Source organism: Nocardia sp. NPDC058244 (genome assembly GCF_042882065.1).
In the GTDB taxonomy this organism is placed as follows: Bacteria; Actinomycetota; Actinomycetes; order Mycobacteriales; family Mycobacteriaceae; genus Nocardia.
In genome coordinates, this window is sequence record NZ_JBHVWX010000009.1 from 101,277 (window position 1) to 121,320 (window position 20,044).

Below are 20,044 nucleotides of genomic sequence, written 5' to 3' on the forward strand. Positions count from 1 at the left end.
ATGGGCACCGCAACGTTGTGGCTGCTGCCCGCCTTCCCGCTCGCCGGCGCGATCCTGCTGCTCCTGCTCGGCCGGTTCGCCGACCGCTGGGGTGTGTATCTGGGCACCGCCGCGGCGGTGGCCTCGTTCGTCGTCGCCGTGATCGCGTTCATCGGCATGCTCGGCCGATCCGACGCCGACCGCGCCATCCACGAGCAGCTGTTCGAGTGGGTGCCGGTCGGTGATCTGCAGGTCGGGTTCGGACTGCAACTCGACCAGCTCTCGGTGTGCTTCGCGCTGCTCATCACCGGCGTCGGCTCGCTGATCCACGTCTATTCGATCGGCTACATGAGCCACGACCCGGGCAAGCGCCGGTTCTTCGGCTACCTCAATCTGTTCCTGGCCGCCATGCTGGTGCTGGTCCTGGCCGACAACTACCTGGTGCTCTACCTGGGCTGGGAAGGCGTCGGTCTGGCGTCCTACCTGCTGATCGGGTTCTGGTACGAGAAGCCGTCGGCCGCGACGGCGGCCAAGAAGGCCTTCATCGTCAACCGGGTCGGGGACATGGGCCTGGCCATCGCCATGATGACGATGTTCGCCACGTTCGGATCGTTCGACTTCCGCACCGTGTTCGCGGCCTCCCCGGGCGCGAGCGAGGGCACGCTCACCGCGATCGGCCTGCTGCTGTTGCTCGCCGCGTGCGGCAAATCGGCCCAGGTGCCGCTGCAGTCCTGGCTCGGTGACGCCATGGAGGGCCCCACCCCGGTCTCGGCGCTCATCCACGCCGCCACCATGGTGACCGCGGGCGTCTACCTGATCGCCCGCTCCAACCCGATCTACGACCTCGCGCCCGACGCCCGGACCGCGGTCCTCGCCGTCGGTGCGGTGACGCTGCTGTTCGGCGCGATCGTCGGCTGCGCCAAGGACGACATCAAGAAGGCGCTGGCCGCCTCGACGATGAGCCAGATCGGCTACATGATCCTGGCCGTCGGTCTCGGCCCGGCCGGCTACGCGGTCGCGATCATGCACCTGCTCACCCACGGCTTCTTCAAGGCCGGGCTGTTCCTCGGTGCCGGTTCGGTGATGCACGCGATGGACGACGAGACCGATATGCGGCGCTACGGCGGTCTGCGCACCCTGCTGCCGATCACCTTCGCCACCTTCGGTCTGGGCTACCTCGCCATCATCGGGGTGCCGCCGTTCTCCGGGTTCTTCTCCAAGGACAAGATCATCGAGGCCGCGTTCGACCACGGCGGCACCACCGGAATCCTGCTCGGCGTGGTCACGCTCGTCGGCGCCGGGCTCACCGCGTTCTACATGACCCGCGTCATGCTGATGACCTTCTTCGGCGAACGCCGCTGGAAGCCCGACACCCACCCGCACGAGGCGCCCGCGGTGATGACCGGGCCGATGATCCTGCTCGCGTTCGGCTCGGTGTTCGCGGGCGGGTTGTTCGTGTGGGGGTCGTCGTTGCAGAACTGGCTCGCCCCGGTCGTCGGCTCGCACCACGGTGAGCCGGTCGTGCCCGCGGGTGTGGTCACCGGGCTGGCCCTGACCTCGGTCGCCATCGGTGTCGCGATCGCCTACCGCAAGTACGCCGAGAGCCCGGTCCCCGAGACCGCGCCCGAGCCGGTCACGGTGTTCACGACGGCCGCGCGCAAGGATCTCTACGGTGACGCGATCAACGAGGCCGCCTTCGAGCGTCCCGGCCGTCATCTCACCCGCGCGCTGGTGTTCCTCGACGCGCGCGGCATCGACGGGATCGTCAACGGCACGGCCGCCGGCATCGGCGGACTGTCCGCACGGGTCCGGCGGATTCAGACCGGTTTCGTGCGCTCCTACGCCCTGTCCATGTTCACCGGCGCGGCCCTGGTGGCCGCTGCCCTGCTGGCGGTGAGGTTCTGGTGAACTCGTTTCCCTGGTTGACGACGCTCTGGCTCGCCCCCGCGGTCGGCGCGGCGGTGGTGCTCGCCGTGCCCGCCGCGCGCCGGAATGTGGCCCGCGTGCTGGCGTTGGCGGTATCGATCGGCGTGCTCGTGCTGGCGGTGAGCCTGGCGCTGCGGTTCCATCCCGGTGGCGACCAGTACCAGTTCGTCGAAGCGCACGAATGGATTCCGGCGTTCGGCGTCGGCTACACCCTCGGCCTCGACGGCATCGCCACCGTGCTGGTGCTGCTGACCGCCGTGCTGATGCCGCTGCTGATCCTGGCCGGCTGGCACGACGACACCGCGGCGGGCGACGGCCGCAAGACCGCGCACATCTACCTGGCGTTGATGCTGCTGGTCGAGTCGATGGTGCTGATCTCCTTCCTCGCCCTCGACATCCTGCTGTTCTACGTGTTCTTCGAGGCCATGCTCATCCCGATGTACTTCCTCATCGGTGGCTTCGGACCGCGCACCAGCGACGCCGCCGTGCGCGCCCAGCGCTCGCGGGCCGCGGTGAAGTTCCTGCTGTACAACCTGTTCGGCGGCCTGATCATGCTGGCGGCGGTCATCGGGCTCTACGTGCTCACCGCGCAGGCGGGCCTGGGCGACGGCGGCACGGGCACCTTCGATCTGCGGACCGTCGTCGCCGCGGCCAACGACGGACAGCTCGGCGGCAGCACCGCGGTCGTCAACGCGCTGTTCCTCGGGTTCATGTTCGCCTTCGCGGTGAAGGCGCCGCTGTGGCCGCTGCACACCTGGCTGCCCGACGCCGCGGTCTCGGCCACCCCGTCGAGCGCGGTGCTGATGATGGCGGTGGTCGACAAGGTCGGCACGTTCGGCATGCTCCGGTACTGCCTGCTGCTGTTCCCGCTGGCCTCGGACACGTTCGCGCCGTTGGTGATCACTCTCGCGGTGATCGGCATCCTCTACGGCGCGCTGCTGGCCATCGGCCAGACCGATGTGATGCGGCTGATCGCCTACACCTCGATCTCGCACTTCGGGTTCATCATCCTCGGCATCTTCGCGATGACCACCCAGGCGCAAGCCGGTGCGACGCTGTACATGGTCAACCACGGACTGTCCACGGCCGCACTGTTCCTCATCGCCGGGTTCCTCGTCTCGCGGCGCGGCACCCGGATGATCGCCGAGTTCGGTGGCGTGCAGAAGGTCGCGCCGATCCTGGCGGGCACCTTCTTCATCGCCGGTCTGGCCACCCTGTCGCTGCCCGGTCTCGCGCCGTTCGTCAGCGAATTCCTGGTGCTGGTCGGCACCTTCGCCAAGTACAAGGTGGCCGCCGTCATCGCCACCGGCGCACTGGTGCTGGCCGCGATCTACGTGCTGTGGATGTACCAGCGCATGATGACCGGCCCGGTGAAGCAGGGCAACGAGCACCTGCGTGACCTGGTGCCACGGGAACTGGCCGTGGTGGTGCCGCTGCTGGCCGCGCTGCTGGTGCTCGGCTTCTACCCGAAACCGATCCTCGACCTGGTGGATCCCGCGGTGGGACACACCCTCTCGACGATCGGTAAGCACGATCCCGCTCCGACGGTTCCCGCTCCCGAAGCAGGTGCGGCCACCCCGCCCGCGGGCGGACACAAATGAGGACGGACTCCGTGACCATCAACGAGCTCGCGGCCACTCTGCCCGCACCGAGCATCGAATACCACCTGCTCGCACCGATGTTGATCGTGTTCGCGGTCGGCGTCGTCGGTGTGCTGGTCGAGGCGTTCGTGCCGCGACCGTATCGGTACCTCACACAGCTGACTCTCGGGCTGGCCGGTGTGGTCGGCGCGCTGGTCACCGTCGTGCTGCTCGCGGGGACGACGGGCACCGCGGTGGCCGGTGCGGTCGCCGTCGACGGGGTGACGCTGTTCCTGCAGGGCACGATCCTGGCGGTCGCGGTGCTCGGTCTGCTGTTGATCGCCGAGCGTGGCGCGGTGCCCCGGGCCCGCAGCGGGCCGGGCACCTGGAGCCGGGCGGCCGCCGTGCTCGATCGTGGCGTCGACGCGTTCACCCCGCAGGCGTCCGCGGTGCCGGGGAGCGCGCACGAGCTCGCCGCCGTGCGGGCGAGGGTGTCGACGACCGAGGTGTTCCCGCTGACCATGCTCGCGGTCGGTGGTCTGCTGCTGTTCCCCGCGTCGAACGATCTGCTGACGATGTTCGTCGCGCTGGAAGTGCTGTCGCTGCCGCTGTATCTGCTGTGTGGGCTGGCGCGGCGCAGGCGCCTGCTCTCGCAGGAGGCGGCGCTGAAGTACTTCCTGCTCGGCGCGTTCTCCTCCGCGTTCTTCCTCTACGGTGTCGCGCTGCTGTACGGGCAGACCGGGACGGTGTCGCTGCCGGGTATCGGTGCGGCGCTGGACAAGCAGCCAGAGAACGCGACGCTGGCCCTGCTCGGTATCGGGATGCTGGCCGTCGGCCTGCTGTTCAAGATCGGCGCGGTTCCGTTCCAGGCGTGGGTGCCCGATGTCTACCAGGGTGCCCCGACGCCGATCACCGCGTTCATGGCCGCGGCCACCAAGATCGCCGCGGTGGGCGCGACCATGCGGGTGCTGATGGTGGCCGTCGGTGCGCTGCGCGACGATTGGCGACCGGTCCTGGCCGCGGTCGCGGTGGCGACGATGGTCGTCGGCGCGATCATGGCGATCACCCAGACCGATGTGAAGCGGATGCTGGCGTACTCCTCGATCGCGCACGCGGGCTTCCTGCTGGTCGGGCTCGTCGCCGCCGACGACGCCGGTGTCGCCGCGGTCCTGTTCTATCTGCTGGCCTACGGTCTGGGGACGGTCGGCGCGTTCGCGGTCGTGAGTCTCGTGCGGGACTCCTCCGGCGACGAGGCGACCCAGCTGTCGCAGTGGGCGGGCTTGGGCCGCCGTTCCCCGTGGCTGGCCTCGGTGTTCGCGCTGCTGCTGCTCTCGTTCGCTGGTCTGCCGCTGACCAGCGGTTTCGTCAGCAAGTTCGCGGTGTTCGCCGCCGCGTCGGGCGCGGGTTACACGTTCCTGGTGATCGTCGGCGTCCTGTGCAGCGCGATCGCGGCGTTCTTCTACATCCGGGTGATCGTGCTGATGTTCTTCACCGACCCACCGGCCGATGCCCCGACCGTCACCGCCCCGTTCGCGACGACCCTGGTGGTGGCGTTCAGCGCGGGGGCCACGCTCATCCTCGGTGTCTTCCCGCAGCCGCTGCTCGACCTGGCCGAGCGCGCCGCGGTCTTCCTGCGCTGACATGAGTTCGTTCGCGGACGACCCGCTGCCCGACCGGCTGCCGACCAGTCACGAGCGGCAGTCGGGTCGATCGTGGGACGCGTCCTATCGCGACGGGCCCGCGCCGTGGGACATCGGTCAGCCGCAACCGGCGGTGGTGCGGCTGGCCGCGGCGGGCGGTATCGCCGGCGACGTCCTCGACGTGGGCTGCGGCACCGGTGACAACGCGCTCCACCTCGCCGCGCTCGGTTTCCCGGTGCACGGCGTCGACGTGGCGGCGACGGCGGTGGCGATCGCCCGGCGCACCGCCGAGAACCGTGGCCTCGCAGCCACCTTCGACGTGGCCGACGCGCTCCACCTGGAACGGCTGGAGCGCCGGTTCCGGACCGTGCTGGACAGCGGACTGTTCCACACCTTCGACCACACCGAACAAGCCGTCTACGCCAGGAGTCTCGGCGCGGTCGTCGCTCGAGGCGGGACCCTGTACGTCCTGTGCTTCGCCGACTTCGGTGCCGACCCCGGACCGCACCCGGTCAGCCGGGCCGAGCTCACCGCGGCCTTCGATCCGGCCGAATGGGAGATCGCCGCCATCGACGAGGAGAGCCTGCGCACCCGGTTCAGCGAGTCCACGCCCGCCTGGCTGGCGACCGTCCACCGCAGGTAACGTGACGGGGTGCCGCGACGCCCCGGGATCCGAATCGCCGTGTCCGCGATGCTGACCGGTGTCGGTGTCCTCGTCGCGGCCTGCGGACAATCCGTGTCCGGGACACCGATCCCGCAGGCCGATGGCGCCGCGGCCTGTCCCACGATGGTGCTGTTCGTCCTGGATGTCTCGCTGTCCATGGAAGCCACCGATGTCGCGCCGAGTCGATGGACCGTCGCGCGGCGGGCGGCGACGGATTTCGCGTACCGGCAGCCCGCTCGAACGACCCTGGGGTTGGTCACCTTTGCAGGCACTGCCTCGGTGCAGGTGCTGCCGACGACCGACCGTGGCGCGTTCACCGACGCGCTCGACAACGCGGCACTGGCTGAGCGGACAGCGACCGGCGAGGGCATCTTCAGCGCCCTGAGCGCGATCGATACCGCGAAGAAGCTCGCTCCCGCGACAGGACCACAACGGATCGTCCTGCTGTCGGACGGCAAACAGACCCTGCCCGCCGATCTGGACGCGCCACGCGGCGCCTACACCGCCGCCCGCGCGGCGAAGGCCGCCGGCGTCACGGTGTCCACGATTTCCCTCGGCACCGCGAGCGGTGTCGTCGACATCCCCGACTCGGCGGGTGCCGCGCGGGTCCCGGTGCCGACCGACCCCGATTCGCTGCGGGCGATCGCTGCGCTCGCCGACGGCGAGTTCCACTCCGCGGCCAGTCTTCCCGAGCTCGATGCCGTGCTGACCGGCCTCACCTGCCACTCGTAGCGGATCGCTCGCCACGACTCATTGCCGTCGATACAGCCGCCCATGGCTGCGGAACCACGCGACGCCGCCATCAGCTCCGCGCACGAAATCCGATCGGGTGCCCACCGGTTCGAGGTCGGCGTCCAGGTCGAGGCCGTAGTCGGGCTTGTAGAAGGCGAGGCCCGATGCCGGTGGCTGCCCGGGTGGGGTGCTCGCGTCCGGGCTATCGGCCGTCGTGCCGATCAGTCGCCCGTCATCGCCGCGGAAGTCGATGACCGCGTGGTCCCACGCGCCCGTCTCGGTGATCAGGTCGGCGACGTAGCGCCCTTCGTACGGCGCGAGCTCTGCGGCACCGAGCCGCCGCGGTGTCGCGGGGAGGTTGCTGAGCCCGGCGAAGGTCCGCAGCGACCAGTCGTCGGCGAAGAGTTCGGACAGCAGGTGCCCGCCCCCTTCGGAATTCGTGAGCACGGTCATCGCGAAATCGCGCGTCGGCACCAGGAAGAACCCCGATCGCTGTCCTGACCAGGTCCCGCCGTGCTGAACGATCGTCTCGTTCTCCGCCGACGGCCGCAGCATCCAGGCCACGCCCATTCCGGTGAGTTCGACCTGCAGCGTGCCGCCTGGCCCCGGGACCGAGCGCATGGCGATCAGCGCCTGCTCGCTCATCAGCCCGGTGCCGTCGCCGAGGTGGAATCTCGCGTACCGCAGCTGATCACGGGCGGTGGAGATCAGCGAGCCGGTCGGGTTGCAGCTGCGCGGGAAGTGCCAGAAGCCGGTGTCGACGACGGCCTTCTCGCCGACGACGTCGTGCGAGGCCGCGACGTTGAGTCCGATGATCTGGTCGGAGAAGAACCGGGTGTCGGTGAGGGCGAGCGGGTCCAGCAGCAGGTTCTGCACGGCGGTCTCGTAGGTCGCTCCGGTGACCACTTCGATGATGCGCCCGGCCACCACCAGTCCCGCGTTGTTGTAGGCGAAGACGGCACCCGGTGGGGTCAGTTGCGGGAGCCGGGTCATCGCCGCGACATACCGGGCGATGGCATCGTCGCCGCGCCCGAAGTCCTGGACGAAATCGCCGAGCCACCCGGAGGTGTGGTCGAGCAGTTGACGCACCGTGACGATGGCGCCGGCGTCCGCGTCGGCGACCGCGAAGTCCGGCAGGTAGCGGCGCACCGGCGCGTCGAGTTCGACTCTGCCTTCGTCGACCAGCCGCATCATCGCGGTTCCGGTGAATGTCTTCGTCGTGGAGCCGATCCGGAACAGGGTGTCGCCGTCGACGGGCACCGGCCGGTCCACATTGGTGACCCCGTATCCCTTGATGTATTCCTCGCCGTCGGTCAGCACACCGACCGCGACGCCCGGAATCCGATACGCCCGCATGGCCGTCTCGATCTTGGCGTCCAGTTCGGCGAACGCGGCTGCCCTTCCGGCCGGGGTGCTCGTCGCGAGCGTGTTCGTCGGCTGGTCCGACGAGCAGGCCTGCAGGCCGAGGATCGCCAGCCCGGCGACCGCGCCGCCCAGCACCGATCGCCGCGACACCACCGCACGGTCCTGGCCAGGGGGCATGGTGGTCACGACCCTGGTGGACGGATGTCGTATGCGGGTGGTCGAGTGGTGTCCGCGCAGCTCGTGTCCGGATTGCCCGGGTTGTCGAAGAACGAGGCGATGATCTCGGCGCCGCACGGCTCGGCGTACACGCCGTGGGCGGCTCCGGGAACGACCGCGACGGTGGACCGCGACAGGTTCTTCGCGATGTAGTCTCCCCACACCGCGCCGGTCTGCCCGTCATAGCTGCCCGACAGCACCAGTGCGGGAACGTCACTGGTAGTGGTGTCGCGAATCGAGTCGGGAGCCTTCGGCACGTTCCATGCCGCGCATCCTTCGCGCAGGAACGGCAGTTGCGGCGCCTGGGCCAGCACGGAGTCGGGGAACTCGGGGAAGGCCGCGTTCGCCGCGGTCAGCTGATCCTCGACGGTCTCGAACGGGACCCATTCGCGGCACCAGATGCTCAGCGTCAGACCCCACGCCAGAAAGCCGACCTTCTCCGGATTGGTCCACGCCGCGGCCCACTGGCTCGCGACAAGGTCCGGATTCCCGTGGGCGAGTTCGTCGATCGCCGCCGGGAAGTCGGCGGGCAGGTGGGTGGCCACGGGAACGAACCAGTTCAGCAGCATGCCACCGTCGACGACCACCGTCGTGGGTCCGAGGCCGGGAACGTCGACCGTCGTGGTGAGGGGATTCGCCTCGAGATCGCCGACGAGCCGGAGAAATGTCGCGTCCAGGTCGGGGTAGCGCTGCGCGCAGGCCGGTTGCGCCGCACACGCCTCGATCATGTTGTCGAACGCTTCCTCGGCGCTGGCCCAGGTCCAGCCCAGCGCGGCGACCGAGGGCGGGGTGACCCCGTCGAAGGCGATCGAGGCGATGGCGTCGGCGTCGTGGCGCAGGTAGATGAGGCCGAGGTCGGTGCCGTAGGAATGGGAGAACACATTCCACTTCGCGATGCCGAGAGCCTTTCTGAGATCGATCAGATCGTAGGTGCTCTCGGTCGAGTTGAATGCCGACAGGTCGGTGGTGGGGGCGAGGCGGTCGTGGCATTCCCGCACCGCGGCCACGTACTCCGCACCGGTGGACGGCGCGTTGTACGGCAATCCGACCCGGCGGGCGTAGAACCGGTCGATCTCCGGGCAGGCCATCGGCGTGCTCGACGTCAGGTTGCCGCGCTGCCCCATCAGGATCAGATCGCGCGTGCGGTTCAGCGGATAGTCGGGGTTGATCGGGGGATCCGCGATCGCGTCCTGCCCGGGGCCGCCCATCAGGAACACCAGCGGATCCGAGGTCGGCGGCTGAATCTGCGACGGAATCACAGCGACCGCCAGGCGCAGGGTCGCGCCGTTGGGTTCGGTGCGGTTCACGGGCACCACCAATTCCCCGCAGCGCGCCCCGTCCAGGATCGGCGCCGGATGTGGTGTCGTCGCACAGGGCCCGTCGAGGAATTCCGCCGGTGGAGCGGCCACCGTCGATGGCGCGCCCGCATCGGGCGGGGTATTCGGCGTCCCGCACGCCGCGCCGACGAGCAGTAGCACGAACGCGTAGACCGTCAGTTGGTTCCCGTACCGCATATCGATCACCCGACCATGTGGATGCCCGGAAGAATCGGGGCGGATATCGCCACCGGATTTATCGTCACACACATCGCGTGTCACCGGAAGATCATCTGTCCGCGCACCGCGATAGGGCCGCCTTTCGGTGTCAGGGTCGTGGCGGGAGAATGTCGAACGGCGGTGGCTCCGTTTCCTCGACACAGCGCGTATCGGGATGTTCGGGATTGTCGAAGAACGAGGCGATCACTGCGGCTCCGCAGGGGTCGGCGTACAGGCCGTGCGCGGCTCCGGGCACCACGACCACCGTGGACTGCGAGAAGTTCTTCGCGATTTCGGCTCCCCAGTGTGCGCCGGTCTGGGCGTCGAAACTGCCCGACAGAACAAGCGCGGGAATATCGCTGGTGACCACCGCACGCGCGGATCGCGGGCCCGCCGGGACATCCCATACCGCGCACGCTTCCCGGATGAACGGCAGCTGCGGAGTGTGTGCCTGCACCGACGCCGGGAATTCCGGGAACGATTCCCGCGCCTGGCGCAGCTGTTCCGCCGGGGTTTCGAACGCGACCCATTCCTGGCACACGACACTCAGCAGCAGCCCCCAGGCCAGGACACCGGCCTTGTCGGCATTCGACCAGATTTCGGCCCAGCGCGCGGCGATCGGTTGCGGATTCCCGTGGTCGAGTTCGTCGAGCCCGGCGGCGAATTCGGTGGGGAAATGCGTGGCCGACACCGCCCAGTTCAGCAGCGCGCCGCCGTCGAGGACCACCTGCGCCGCACCGATCCCGGGGACGTCGACGGTGGTGGTGACGGGATTCGCCGCGAGCTCACCGACCAGCCTGGTGAAGGTCGCGCCCAGGTCGGGATAGCGCTGCAGGCAGGCGGGCTGCACCGCGCACGCCGCGATCATCGCGTCGATCCCTTCCCGTGCGCTGGTCCCCAGAATCGAGACGTCGACGGCGGAATTCGGGAGTACGCCGTCGAACGCGATCGATCGGACAGCGCGAGCGTCGTGCGCCAGGTAGCTGAGCGCGAGCTGGGTGCCGTACGAGTGGGAATAAACATTCCACGTATCGATACCGAGCGCCTTGCGCAGGTCCATCAGGTCGTAGACGCTCTCGTGTGTGTTGAATGCCGCCAGGTCCACGTCGGCGGAAAGCCGGTCGCGGCACGCCCGGACCGCCTGCACGTACTGTTCGCCGGTGGCGGGAGCGTCGTACGGCAAGCCGACTCGACGGGCGTAGAAATCGTAGATTTCCGGACAGGTCAATGCCGGCGTCGACGAGGGGGTGCCGCGCTGGGACAGCAGGATCAGATCGCGGTCGCGATTCAGCACGATATCGTCCGGAATCGGTGGGTTCGTGACGCCGTCCTGGCCGGGTCCGCCCATGAGAAAGACCAGCGGATCCGAGGTCGGTGGCTGAATTCGCGACGGGATGACGGCTACCGCCAAGCGCAGCGTCGTGCCGCCGTCTTCGGTGCGGTCGGCAGGCACGATCAATTCCCCGCAGCGGGCCCCGTCCAGGATCGGTACCGGATGTGAGGTGGTCGCGCAGGGACCATCGATGAATTCCGGCGGCGGATGAGCCACCGTGGTCGGCCTGGCACAGGCGGTGCCGAGGAGAAGCAAGACGAGCGTGTACATCGCGAACTGGTTCACCGACCGCATATCGATCACCCGATTGCGTGAATGCTCCGAATAGCGTCCATCGTCGCACAGGTGGAAACGGCCCGAAAGGCCATCCGCGTGCCCGGCGCGCTCAGGCTTCCGGTCGCTGGGTGTGGTGATCCAGGAGCTGGGTCAGCAGCGTGGTCAGCTGCGCGCGTTCGTCGGCTGACAGCGGGGCGAGCAGTTCGTCCTGGCTTGCGGCGAGTTGCTTCTCCAGGCGCCGGAGCTGACGTGTGCCCGCGGCGGTCAGGGTGATGACGTTGCGGCGCCGGTCGTCGGGATCGGGGGCGCGCTCGACGAGATCGTTGTCGGCCAGTTCGTTGATCGTCGCGACCATGTCGCTGACGTGGATGCCGCTGCGCCTGCCCAGCTCGGCCTGACTGGCCGGGCCGAACTCCGCCAGTGTGGCCAGCAGCCGGTAGTGGTAGCCGCGGGCGCCGACGGCCGCGAACCCGTCGGACACCAGGCGATGCGCGTGGTGGGCGGTCTGGGTGAGCAACCAGCTGGGCAGGCGCTCCCAGCCGGTTCGGGTCCGCTCCGCGGGGTTCTCCATGGGAGAAGTGTAGCGAATCGTTGGTGCGACAAATGATTGTGCTATCGTTGGCCACACAAACGTTTGTACGACAAACATTTATCGACCGAATGAACCCGCTGGAGTTGAGACCATGATCGCGCCGTTCCACATCGACATCCCGCAGGCCGACCTCGACGACCTGAACGACCGCCTCGCCCGCACCCGCTGGCCCAACGAGATCATCGACGCCGGAACGGACTACGGGTTCCCGCTCGCCCGGCTGAAGGAGCTGGCCGAGTACTGGCGCACGAGCTACGACTGGCGCGCGCACGAGGCGAAGCTCAACGAGCTTCCGCACTTCACCACCGAGATCGAGGGCCAGAACATCCACTTCGTCCACGTCCGGTCACCGAAGCCGGATGCGCTCGCCCTGGTCCTGACGCACGGCTGGCCCGGGTCGTTCCTCGAATTCCTCGACGTCATCGAGCCGCTGTCTCGCGATTTTCATCTGGTGATCCCGTCGATTCCGGGCTACGGCTTCTCGGGCCCCACTCACGAACGCGGCTGGGATGTCACCCGGATCGCGCGCGCCTGGGCCGAGCTCATGCACCGGCTCGGCTACGAGCGCTACGGCGCGCAGGGCGGCGACTTCGGTTCAGGCGTCTCCCAGGCGCTGGGCGCGGTGGCGCCCGATCGGGTGGTCGGCGTCCACGTGAACTACCTGCCGACACGGCCCGATCCGACCGCCGATGTGGTGCTGTCCGCCACCGACGAGGCCCGCCTCGACAAGATCAAGTACCTGATGGCGAATCGTCCACCCTACCAGGCGCTGCAGGCCACCACGCCACAGACCATCGGCTACGCGCTCACCGACTCCCCCGTCGGCCAGCTCGCCTGGATCGCCGAACGCTTCGCGCAGTGGACCGACCCGCGCTCCCCCATCGACGACGACCGCATGCTCACCGATATCTCGCTGTACTGGCTCACCGCCACCGCGGCGTCCTCGGCACGGCTGCATCGCGAAACTACCCGCGGGGTCACGGCGTGCCCGGTCCCGCTCGGCGTCGCGGTGTTCCCCCGCGACATCACCCAGTCGGTGCGACCACTGGCCGAGCGGCTCTACGACATCCGGCACTGGTCGGAATTCGATCGCGGCGGCCACTTCGCGGCGATGGAAGTGCCCGAGCTGCTGGCCGAGGACATCCGGACGTTCTTCCTGGGCATGCTGAGCGGCCAGCTGGTCGATCAGGGGCGTTCGGTGGGTATTTCGCCGTAGAGCTGGCGGGCGCGGGTGGTCAGCAGCGGGAGCAGAATGGTGCGCCAGGTCGGCAGGTGAACCGCTTCCGAGGTGCCTTCGACGACGAAGGACGGCTTGGGAATGGCTTCGGGATCGTCGAGCTCGACGCCTGCCACGAGGGCGAATTCGTCGCGCAACAGCACGGCGAACTCCGTCGCCGTCGCGGGCGGCGCGGCCGCACAGACCCTGTCCCGCACCGCATTCCACGCGATCGGATCCGCGGGCGAACCCCACTGGCGCGGTCGCTTGTCGAAGAGCCGGGCGATGTCGGCAGAATCTGGCACGCGCCGAATCCTACCGAGGAGCGGTGCGGTGACGGTCGCCGCCGATGCTGCCGACGAGGAGGTCGGCGAGTGCGTCGATCGCGTCGCCGGCGGTGGTGGTGCCCCGATTGAGTTCGGCGCCCAGGGTTTCCGCGGCACCCAGGACGGCGACGCAGCGCAGCCGCAGCGCGGTGTCGGTGAGATCCGAATACGGCAGCAGCGTGGTGGCCATCCAGTCGCGGTAGCTGTCGAGCATGGCGTGCTGAATCGCCAGCACCTCCGGATTGCCTTTCAGCGCCGCCGAGATCGCGTCGAATTCGGGCATGTCGGTGGCACAGGCGAAGTAGGCGGCACTCATCACGCGCGCGATCTCCTTCGCGTCGGCCGGGGCCGCGAGGACGGCCTGTTCGGCGGCGAGCCGGTGCCGTTCGTCGAGTCGCCGGTACAGGGCGAGCAGCAGGTCGGGGCGGGTGCCGAAGTGGTCGTAGACGATCGGCCTGCTCACGCCCGCGGCCTCGGCGAGCGTGACGAGGGTGAGACCGTCGGTGCCGTGGTCGCGCACCATCGTCAGCGCGGTGTCGAGCAGCTGCTCACGCCGGGCCGCCTTGGGCATGCGGGCCGTCCTGCCTTGCGTCATGGGAACAGTTTAGCTACAAAGAGTAGGTTACAAAATGTAGCTTGTGTGGCGAGAGGAAAACACCATGTCGACTGCACCATCCGTCCTGATCCTTGGCGGTTCCGGACAGGCGGGATCGGACACAGCCGCCCTGCTGCGGCGCTGGCATCCGACCCTGCCGCTGACGATCGCCGGTCGCGATCTCGACCGTGCCCAGCGGGTCGCCGACGACCTCGGCACCGCCACGGCGGTCACGATCGACCTGCGCCGCCGTGATCTCGGTCTGCCGACCGACGCCACCTTCGCGGCGGTGGTCGCCACCCTGTGGGACGACCGGCTCAACGGCCTCGGCTACGCCCAGGACCACGGGCTGCCCTACCTGAGCATCTCGAGCGGCCTGCTCGACATCGGACCCGAAGTCGTCACCGGCGCCCGACGGGCAAGCGCCGCACCGATTCTGGTCGCGAGTCACCTGCTCGCCGGACTCGCCACGCTCGCCGCCCTGGCGGCCGCGCGCGAGTTCGACCGGATCGACAGCGTCCGGCTCGCCGCGATCCTGGACGAGACGGATACCGGTGGGCCCGCGGGGATCGCCGACCTGGAACGGTGGTCGGCGGTGACCGCGGCGGGCCTGGTGCGCCGCGACGGGGTCTTCACCTGGCTGGCCGCCGAGGACGCGCAGGTGGACGTGCCCGCCGTGGACGGCTCCCGGCTGGCCGGACAGAGCGTTCCCGTCCTCGATGTGCCGAGCCTGGCGCTGGCGACCGGAGCACCGGAGGTCCGGGTGGATCTCGCGGTCGGCGAATCGCCGGGCCGGCGTCGGGGCGACGCGGCCTCGATCGAGATCCGCATCGAACTGGACGGCGCCGACGCGACGGGATCGCCGCTGCGCCGGCGCCGCTACCTGGTCCATCCCGCGGGCCAGCGACCGCTCACCGCCCTCGGCATCGCCCTCGGTGTCGAGCGGCTGATCGGCCTGCGCGGCGACCCGGTGGCCCCGGGGACCCATACCCCGGAGTCGCTGATCGACCCCGGCTACGCCGCGCGGCGGATGACCGAGGTCGGCGCCGTCTTCGTCGACGCCTAGCCGCGAACTACAGCACGGCCTGCGTCTGGGTGGTCTTGCCGACGAGTTTGCCCGCGTCGTCGTGGATCTCGGTCTCCACGACGATGAAGCTGCGGCCCGCGTGCAGGGGACGCGCGGTGGCCACGGCATAGCCGGAGCGCACCGCGCGCACGAAGTTCGTCTTCGATTCCACGGTCGTGGTGCCCTGCTTGCCCTCGGGCAGATTGAGGAACGCGCAGACCGCGCCGGTGGCGTCGGCCAGCGACATCAGGACGCCGCCGTGCAGCGCGCCGCCGAGCGTGCACAGGGACTCGTCCCAGGCCAGCCTGCTGCGCACCACCTCCGGCCCGTGTTCGAGGACCTCGACGCCGAGTCGCTCGGTGAACGGCATGGAGGCGTGGAACAGTGTCGTGCCCTCGGTATCGGCCATGATCCGAGCATGCCAGGACCGACCGACGCGTGGTCCTCGAACACGGGTGCCGTCAGCGCAGCGGCCGGAAGAACTCCCGAATGTCGTCGACGAGCAGATCCGGTGTCTCCATCGCCGCGAAGTGTCCGCCGCGGTCGAATTCGGTCCAGCGCACGAGGTTGTTCTGTTTCTCGGCGATACCGCGAATGGTGGTGTCGCCGGGGAAGACCGCGATGCCGGTCGGCACCCCCGAGCTGGGCAGGTCGGCGCCCCACTGCTGGGATTCCTTGTACAGCCGCATCGAGGAGCCCGCGGTGCGGGTGAACCAGAGCACGGCGATCTCGGCGAGCAGGGCGTCGCGATCGAGGGAGTCCTCCGGGAGGGCGGCGGCCGGGTCCTTGTAGGTGTTGACCACGTCGACGACCCAGCCGAGCAGACCGGCGGGCGAGTCGGTGACGGCATGGGCCAGGGTCTGCGGGCGGGTACTGTGCACCGCCGCGTAGGAGGAGGTCTCGTTGCTGTTCCAGTCCTGCAGCGCGGCGAGCTTCTCCTGGTCCTGGGTGGAGTAGCCGGCGCCGTCGTCGTCCCAGGCGGGAATGGTGATGGCGGCGTTGAGGTGCACGCCGGCGACCCGCTCGGTGTCGATCCGGCCCAGCTGCGGGGCGATGAACGAGCCTGCGTCGCTGCCCTGGGCGCCGTAGCGTGCGTAGCCGAGGCGGCGCAGGAGCTGCGCGATCACGGCGGCGGACTGTTCAGTCGCGGCCTGGCCCGGCAGCTGGGTGGGACCGGAGAAGCCGAAGCCGGGCAGGGTGGGGATCACCACGTCGAACGCGTCGCGCGGGTCGCCGCCGTGGGCGGCGGGGTTCGTCAGGGGGCCGATGGTCGCGCCGAAATCGGTGAACGGCCACCCGTGCACGAGGACCAGCGGCAACGCGCCGGGTTCGGGCGAGCGCACGTGGGTGAAGTGCAGTCGCTGTCCGTCGATGTCGGTGACGAACTGCGGTCGGGCGTTGCGCGCGGCTTCGGCGGCGCGCCAGTCGAATCCGGTGCGCCAGTGCTCGGCCAGACCGCGCAGGTAGGCGGTGGGCAGGCCGTAGGTCCAGCCGACGTCGGGCAGGTCGTCGGCCCAGCGGGTCCGGGCGAGGCGGTCGTGCAGATCGTCGAGGTCGGACTGCGGAATGTCGATCCGGAAAGGGTGGATGTCGTTCATACGGACCACGCTACGAACCACTTAGGTCGACATCGGTCCTAAGTCGAGCGCATTCTGGAGGCATGTCCGAGACCTCCGCCCGCCTGCTCCGTCTGCTGTCGCTGTTGCAGACGCATCGCGCGTGGTCCGGTGCCGAACTGGCCTCGGAACTGGACGTCACCGCGCGCACGGTCCGCCGTGACATCGAGCGGCTGCGCGGTCTCGGCTATCCGGTGCAGGCCTTGCAGGGGGCGGCGGGATATCGGCTGGGCGCCGGGGCGTCGATGCCGCCCCTGCTGCTCGACGACGAGGAGGCGGTGGCCGTGGCGGTCGGTCTGCGGACCACCTCGGGCGGCACCGTCACCGGCATCGAGGACGCGTCGCTGCGCGCGCTCGCCAAGCTGGAACAGGTGCTGCCCTCCCGGCTGCGCCACCGGTTGACCACCCTGCAGCAGTCGATGGTGCGGGTCGCGGCCGAGGCGCCGCGAGTCAGTCCGGCGACGCTGCTGGCGATCGCGGAGGCGTGCCGTCGGCACGAACGTCTCAGGTTCGACTACACCGATCACGCGGGCCGGGTGTCCCGGCGCGACACCGAACCCGACTCGCTGGTCAATGTCAGCAGGCACTGGTATCTGGTGGGCTGGGATGTCGATCGCGCGGATTGGCGGTCGTTCCGGGTCGACCGGCTGGTGCCGCGCGTCCCGACCGGGCCGCGCTTCACGCCGCGCCCACCGCCCGACGGTGACGCGGCCACGTATCTGTCGCGCAGGCTGTCGGTGGCCTCGTGGCCGTGGCGCACCGTCGTCACCCTGCACTGCCCCGCGGCCGACGTGGCCGAGCGGCTCTGGCCGGGGACCGGGGTGCTCGAAGCGGTCGACGACGCGACCTGCCTGCTGCGTCTGGGCGCCGACTCCCCCGCCTCGCTGGCCTGGATGATCACCGCCCTCGACACTGACTTCACCGTCACCGGCCCGCCCGAACTCCTCGCGGCCCTGGAGCGTCTGAGTGTGCGCTGCCGCGACGCCATCCCCATCGCACCTGATGCGTAGTTGCATCGACTGCCGAAACGGGGTGGCGCGTCACGGCTCGTCGACGACTTCCTGGAGCCGGAGCGCGAATGCCGCGGGATCGCCGACGAATCCGGTGTGATCGCCGGGGAACAGCACCGGCTCGCACCGCAGTTCGGCGGCCAGCGCGCGCGAGGTCCGGTCACAGAACTGGCCCGCCGAATCGGCGCCGATCCCGACGATCACCCGGGTGGGCACGGCACGCAGCAACGGCGGGTCGGGCACCCAGCCGGTGGTGGCACGCAGTTCGTGGTCGAACCAGTGGCGTTCACTGGCGACCTGCCGCGGATCGCGGTCGCCACCGAACATGTGCTCCACCACCTCGTCCGGGATCGGCAGGGCGGCCTGGGCGAAGAACTTCTTCCACGCGCCGACCACGTCACCGAGGTCGTAGGTGGCGATGATCTCCTCGGTGACGGCGCGCTGCACGGACGCGTCGGGCAGCAGTTCCCGCAATGGCGGTTCGTGGGCGACGACGGTGGTGACCCGATCGGGATTGGTCTGGGCGAGAGCCAGCGCGCTGACGGCGCCCCCGCTGGAGCCGAAGACGACGGCGGGACCGGCGTCGATGTGAGCGATCAGGCGGGCGAGGTCGTCGGCGCGGGCGAGCACCGTCGAATCCTGCTGCGGATCGTCGAGGGGGCTGGCGAAATGGCCACGTGGATCGGTGGTGAGGACGGTGTTGGTGGCGGCGAGCTGCTCGGCCGCGGCCGCGAACGAGGCGGCGTTCATCGGCGCGCCGACGAGCACGAGCAGTGGCCCCGCCCCGCGGACCTCGTAGTACAGGCGGGCATCGGGCACCTCGAGGGTACCGGTGGTGACGGCGGAACTGGCGGTCATGCGACTCTCCCGGATCTCGGCTACAGGTAGCACTCATTGAGACGGGGCCCGGTCGGTGAACTCATCGCTGCGCGCGAAATCTTTTTCGCACCCGCCGCTTCCGCAGGTCAGGAGGCTTTCGTCGGTGCGAGCCGGGCCGTGGCCAGCACCAGCAGCCCGCAGACCGCCACCACCGACCACCCGATCCGGGCGGAGTGGGCGCCCGCGATCAGCCCGCCGGCTGCCGCGATCCCGACCGCCGCGCCCACCTGGCGGGCGGTGGAGGCGATCCCGCCCGCGACACCGGCCCGGTCGGCGGGTAGCCCGCTCACCGCGGTGTTGGTGATCGGCGCGTTGGCGAATCCGAATCCGATCCCGATCAGTGCGAACGCGATCAACAGCACCGCGCTGCTCGCCTCGTCCCCGGCGGCCACGAGCACCACCCCACCGGCGGTGAGAAAACCACCGGCGAACAGCAGCGGTGTCCTGGCGCCGACCCGGCCGACCAGCACGCCCGACAGCGGCGCGCACAGGGTGGCGGCCACGGCCAGCGGCAGTGTGAAGGCACCGGCCGCGACCGCGCTCAGGCCCCGATCGTGTTGCAGCTGCCAGGTACTCAGCAGCAGCGTCGTGGTCAGCGCGACGAAGACGACGACCGCGCCGGCCACCGCGGCGGTGAACGGCGGCCGCCGGAACAGCCGCAGATCCATCAGCGGCGCCGCCACCCGGGCCTCGACCCGCACGAATCCGACCACCGCGACAACGATTCCGAGGTAGGCCGCGAGTGCGAGCGGCGAGGTCCACCCGATCCGTTGTCCTTCGATGAGCACCGCGATCACCCCGCCCACCACGACGACCAGCAGCGCCTGGCCCACCACATCGATCCGGCGTGTCCGCCCCCGCGACTCCGGCACGACCAGCCACGTCAGCCCGAGCGCGACGACCACGACCGGCACCGCGATCCAGAACACCGACCGCCACCCGAACCAGTCGACCAGCGCGCCCCCGAGCGTCGGCCCGACCGCCATGCTCAGCCCGAACACCGCCGCCCACACCCCGATCGCCTTCGCCCGCTGCCGCGGATCGGCGATCGCGGCGACCACGATCGCCAACGCCACCGGGCTCAGCATCGACCCGCCGATCCCCTGCGCGACCCGCGCGAGAATCAGCACCTCGACCGTCGGCGCGACCGCGCACACCGCCGAGGCGAGCCCGAAGACGGCGAGCCCCAGCCGGAACACGCGCCGCCTGCCGAACCGGTCGGCGAGCGCGCCCGCGGTGATCAGGAAACTCGCCAGGGCCAAGGTGTAGGCGTCGACGATCCACTCCAGTCCCTGGGTGCCCACGTCCACCCCGGCCCCGATCGACGGCAGCGCGACGGTGACGATGGTGGCGTCGAGCCCGACGACGAACAGGCTCAGCGAGCACACGGCCAGCACCGTCCAGGGACGGACGGCACCGGCCGTGGTGTGGGCGCGGGTGGGATTGTCCAGCATGGGAAGACCTCCTCGGAGCAGCGCCCGAGTATCACCACCGCCGC

General features: G+C 69.7%; 18 protein-coding genes. 8 read left to right on the plus strand and 10 right to left on the minus strand.

Going from position 1 to position 20,044, the window contains the following annotated elements; all coding sequences use genetic code 11:
* Genes nuoL through ACFVW6_RS27020 form a run of 5 tightly spaced genes read left to right on the plus strand, consistent with a single transcriptional unit; the run spans position 1 to position 6,521 of the window.
* Positions 1-1,887 (plus strand): NADH-quinone oxidoreductase subunit L, encoded by a 1,887-nt coding sequence (nuoL, locus tag ACFVW6_RS27000; protein WP_378825916.1) that lies wholly within the window; start codon positions 1-3, stop codon positions 1,885-1,887.
* Positions 1,884-3,506 carry an NADH-quinone oxidoreductase subunit M gene (locus tag ACFVW6_RS27005; protein WP_378825918.1) on the plus strand — a complete coding sequence of 541 codons (1,623 nt, stop codon included), beginning with the start codon at positions 1,884-1,886 and terminating at the stop codon, positions 3,504-3,506. The genes nuoL and ACFVW6_RS27005 overlap by 4 nt, the downstream gene beginning before the upstream one ends.
* Positions 3,503-5,125 carry an NADH-quinone oxidoreductase subunit NuoN gene (gene nuoN, locus ACFVW6_RS27010; protein WP_378825920.1) on the plus strand — a complete coding sequence of 541 codons (1,623 nt, stop codon included), beginning with the start codon at positions 3,503-3,505 and terminating at the stop codon, positions 5,123-5,125. The genes ACFVW6_RS27005 and nuoN overlap by 4 nt, the downstream gene beginning before the upstream one ends.
* 1 nt (position 5,126) lies before the next feature.
* Positions 5,127-5,768: a class I SAM-dependent methyltransferase gene (locus ACFVW6_RS27015; RefSeq protein WP_378825922.1), complete on the plus strand. Its 642-nt coding sequence runs from the start codon at positions 5,127-5,129 to the stop codon at positions 5,766-5,768.
* Between the two features lie 9 nt (positions 5,769-5,777).
* Positions 5,778-6,521 (plus strand): VWA domain-containing protein, encoded by a 744-nt coding sequence (locus ACFVW6_RS27020; protein ID WP_378825924.1) that lies wholly within the window; start codon positions 5,778-5,780, stop codon positions 6,519-6,521.
* An 18-nt stretch (positions 6,522-6,539) separates the two neighbouring features.
* Here the strand turns inward: ACFVW6_RS27020 and ACFVW6_RS27025 are convergent, their stop codons facing one another.
* From ACFVW6_RS27025 to ACFVW6_RS27040, 4 genes are all read right to left on the minus strand, one after another.
* Entirely contained in the window at positions 6,540-8,063 is a 1,524-nt protein-coding gene (locus ACFVW6_RS27025; protein ID WP_378827004.1) for a serine hydrolase domain-containing protein, read from the minus strand.
* A gap of 5 nt (positions 8,064-8,068) precedes the next feature.
* Positions 8,069-9,616 (minus strand): alpha/beta hydrolase, encoded by a 1,548-nt coding sequence (locus ACFVW6_RS27030; protein WP_378825926.1) that lies wholly within the window; start codon positions 9,614-9,616, stop codon positions 8,069-8,071.
* Between the two features lie 130 nt (positions 9,617-9,746).
* Positions 9,747-11,264, minus strand: a complete 1,518-nt coding sequence (locus ACFVW6_RS27035; protein ID WP_378825928.1) for an alpha/beta fold hydrolase — start codon at positions 11,262-11,264, stop codon at positions 9,747-9,749.
* 91 nt (positions 11,265-11,355) lie between these two features.
* The gene (locus ACFVW6_RS27040) at positions 11,356-11,817 is read right to left on the minus strand and encodes a MarR family winged helix-turn-helix transcriptional regulator (RefSeq protein ID WP_378825931.1); all 462 of its coding nucleotides are present in this window, start codon (positions 11,815-11,817) and stop codon (positions 11,356-11,358) included.
* A 112-nt stretch (positions 11,818-11,929) separates the two neighbouring features.
* On the opposite strand from ACFVW6_RS27040, the gene ACFVW6_RS27045 reads away from it, so the two are divergent.
* Entirely contained in the window at positions 11,930-13,054 is a 1,125-nt protein-coding gene (locus ACFVW6_RS27045; RefSeq protein ID WP_378825933.1) for an epoxide hydrolase family protein, read from the plus strand.
* Here ACFVW6_RS27045 and ACFVW6_RS27050 read toward each other — a convergent pair.
* The gene (locus ACFVW6_RS27050; protein WP_378825936.1) at positions 13,024-13,359 is read right to left on the minus strand and encodes a hypothetical protein; all 336 of its coding nucleotides are present in this window, start codon (positions 13,357-13,359) and stop codon (positions 13,024-13,026) included. The two genes, ACFVW6_RS27045 and ACFVW6_RS27050, sit on opposite strands and share 31 nt — an antisense overlap.
* A gap of 10 nt (positions 13,360-13,369) precedes the next feature.
* On the minus strand, positions 13,370-13,975 hold the full coding sequence (locus ACFVW6_RS27055; RefSeq protein WP_378825938.1) for a TetR/AcrR family transcriptional regulator: 606 nt from the start codon (positions 13,973-13,975) through the stop codon (positions 13,370-13,372).
* Between the two features lie 64 nt (positions 13,976-14,039).
* Between ACFVW6_RS27055 and ACFVW6_RS27060 the strand changes: the two genes are divergently transcribed.
* Complete coding sequence (locus ACFVW6_RS27060; RefSeq protein WP_378825941.1) at positions 14,040-15,041, plus strand: saccharopine dehydrogenase; 1,002 nt, start codon at positions 14,040-14,042, stop codon at positions 15,039-15,041.
* A gap of 7 nt (positions 15,042-15,048) precedes the next feature.
* Here the strand turns inward: ACFVW6_RS27060 and ACFVW6_RS27065 are convergent, their stop codons facing one another.
* Together ACFVW6_RS27065 and ACFVW6_RS27070 are read right to left on the minus strand one after the other, a co-directional pair.
* Positions 15,049-15,450, minus strand: coding sequence for a PaaI family thioesterase (locus tag ACFVW6_RS27065; protein ID WP_378825943.1), 402 nt, complete (start codon positions 15,448-15,450; stop codon positions 15,049-15,051).
* A 52-nt stretch (positions 15,451-15,502) separates the two neighbouring features.
* A complete protein-coding gene (locus ACFVW6_RS27070; protein ID WP_378825945.1) occupies positions 15,503-16,639 on the minus strand; it encodes an epoxide hydrolase family protein in 1,137 nt (378 codons plus the stop codon).
* Between the two features lie 62 nt (positions 16,640-16,701).
* On the opposite strand from ACFVW6_RS27070, the gene ACFVW6_RS27075 reads away from it, so the two are divergent.
* Positions 16,702-17,667, plus strand: a complete 966-nt coding sequence (locus tag ACFVW6_RS27075) for a helix-turn-helix transcriptional regulator (RefSeq protein ID WP_378825947.1) — start codon at positions 16,702-16,704, stop codon at positions 17,665-17,667.
* Positions 17,668-17,697: 30 nt separating this feature from the next.
* Here the strand turns inward: ACFVW6_RS27075 and ACFVW6_RS27080 are convergent, their stop codons facing one another.
* A complete protein-coding gene (locus tag ACFVW6_RS27080) occupies positions 17,698-18,525 on the minus strand; it encodes an alpha/beta fold hydrolase (RefSeq protein WP_378825949.1) in 828 nt (275 codons plus the stop codon).
* Between the two features lie 107 nt (positions 18,526-18,632).
* Positions 18,633-20,000 carry an MFS transporter gene (locus ACFVW6_RS27085; RefSeq protein ID WP_378825951.1) on the minus strand — a complete coding sequence of 456 codons (1,368 nt, stop codon included), beginning with the start codon at positions 19,998-20,000 and terminating at the stop codon, positions 18,633-18,635.
* Positions 20,001-20,044 lie beyond the last annotated feature (44 nt).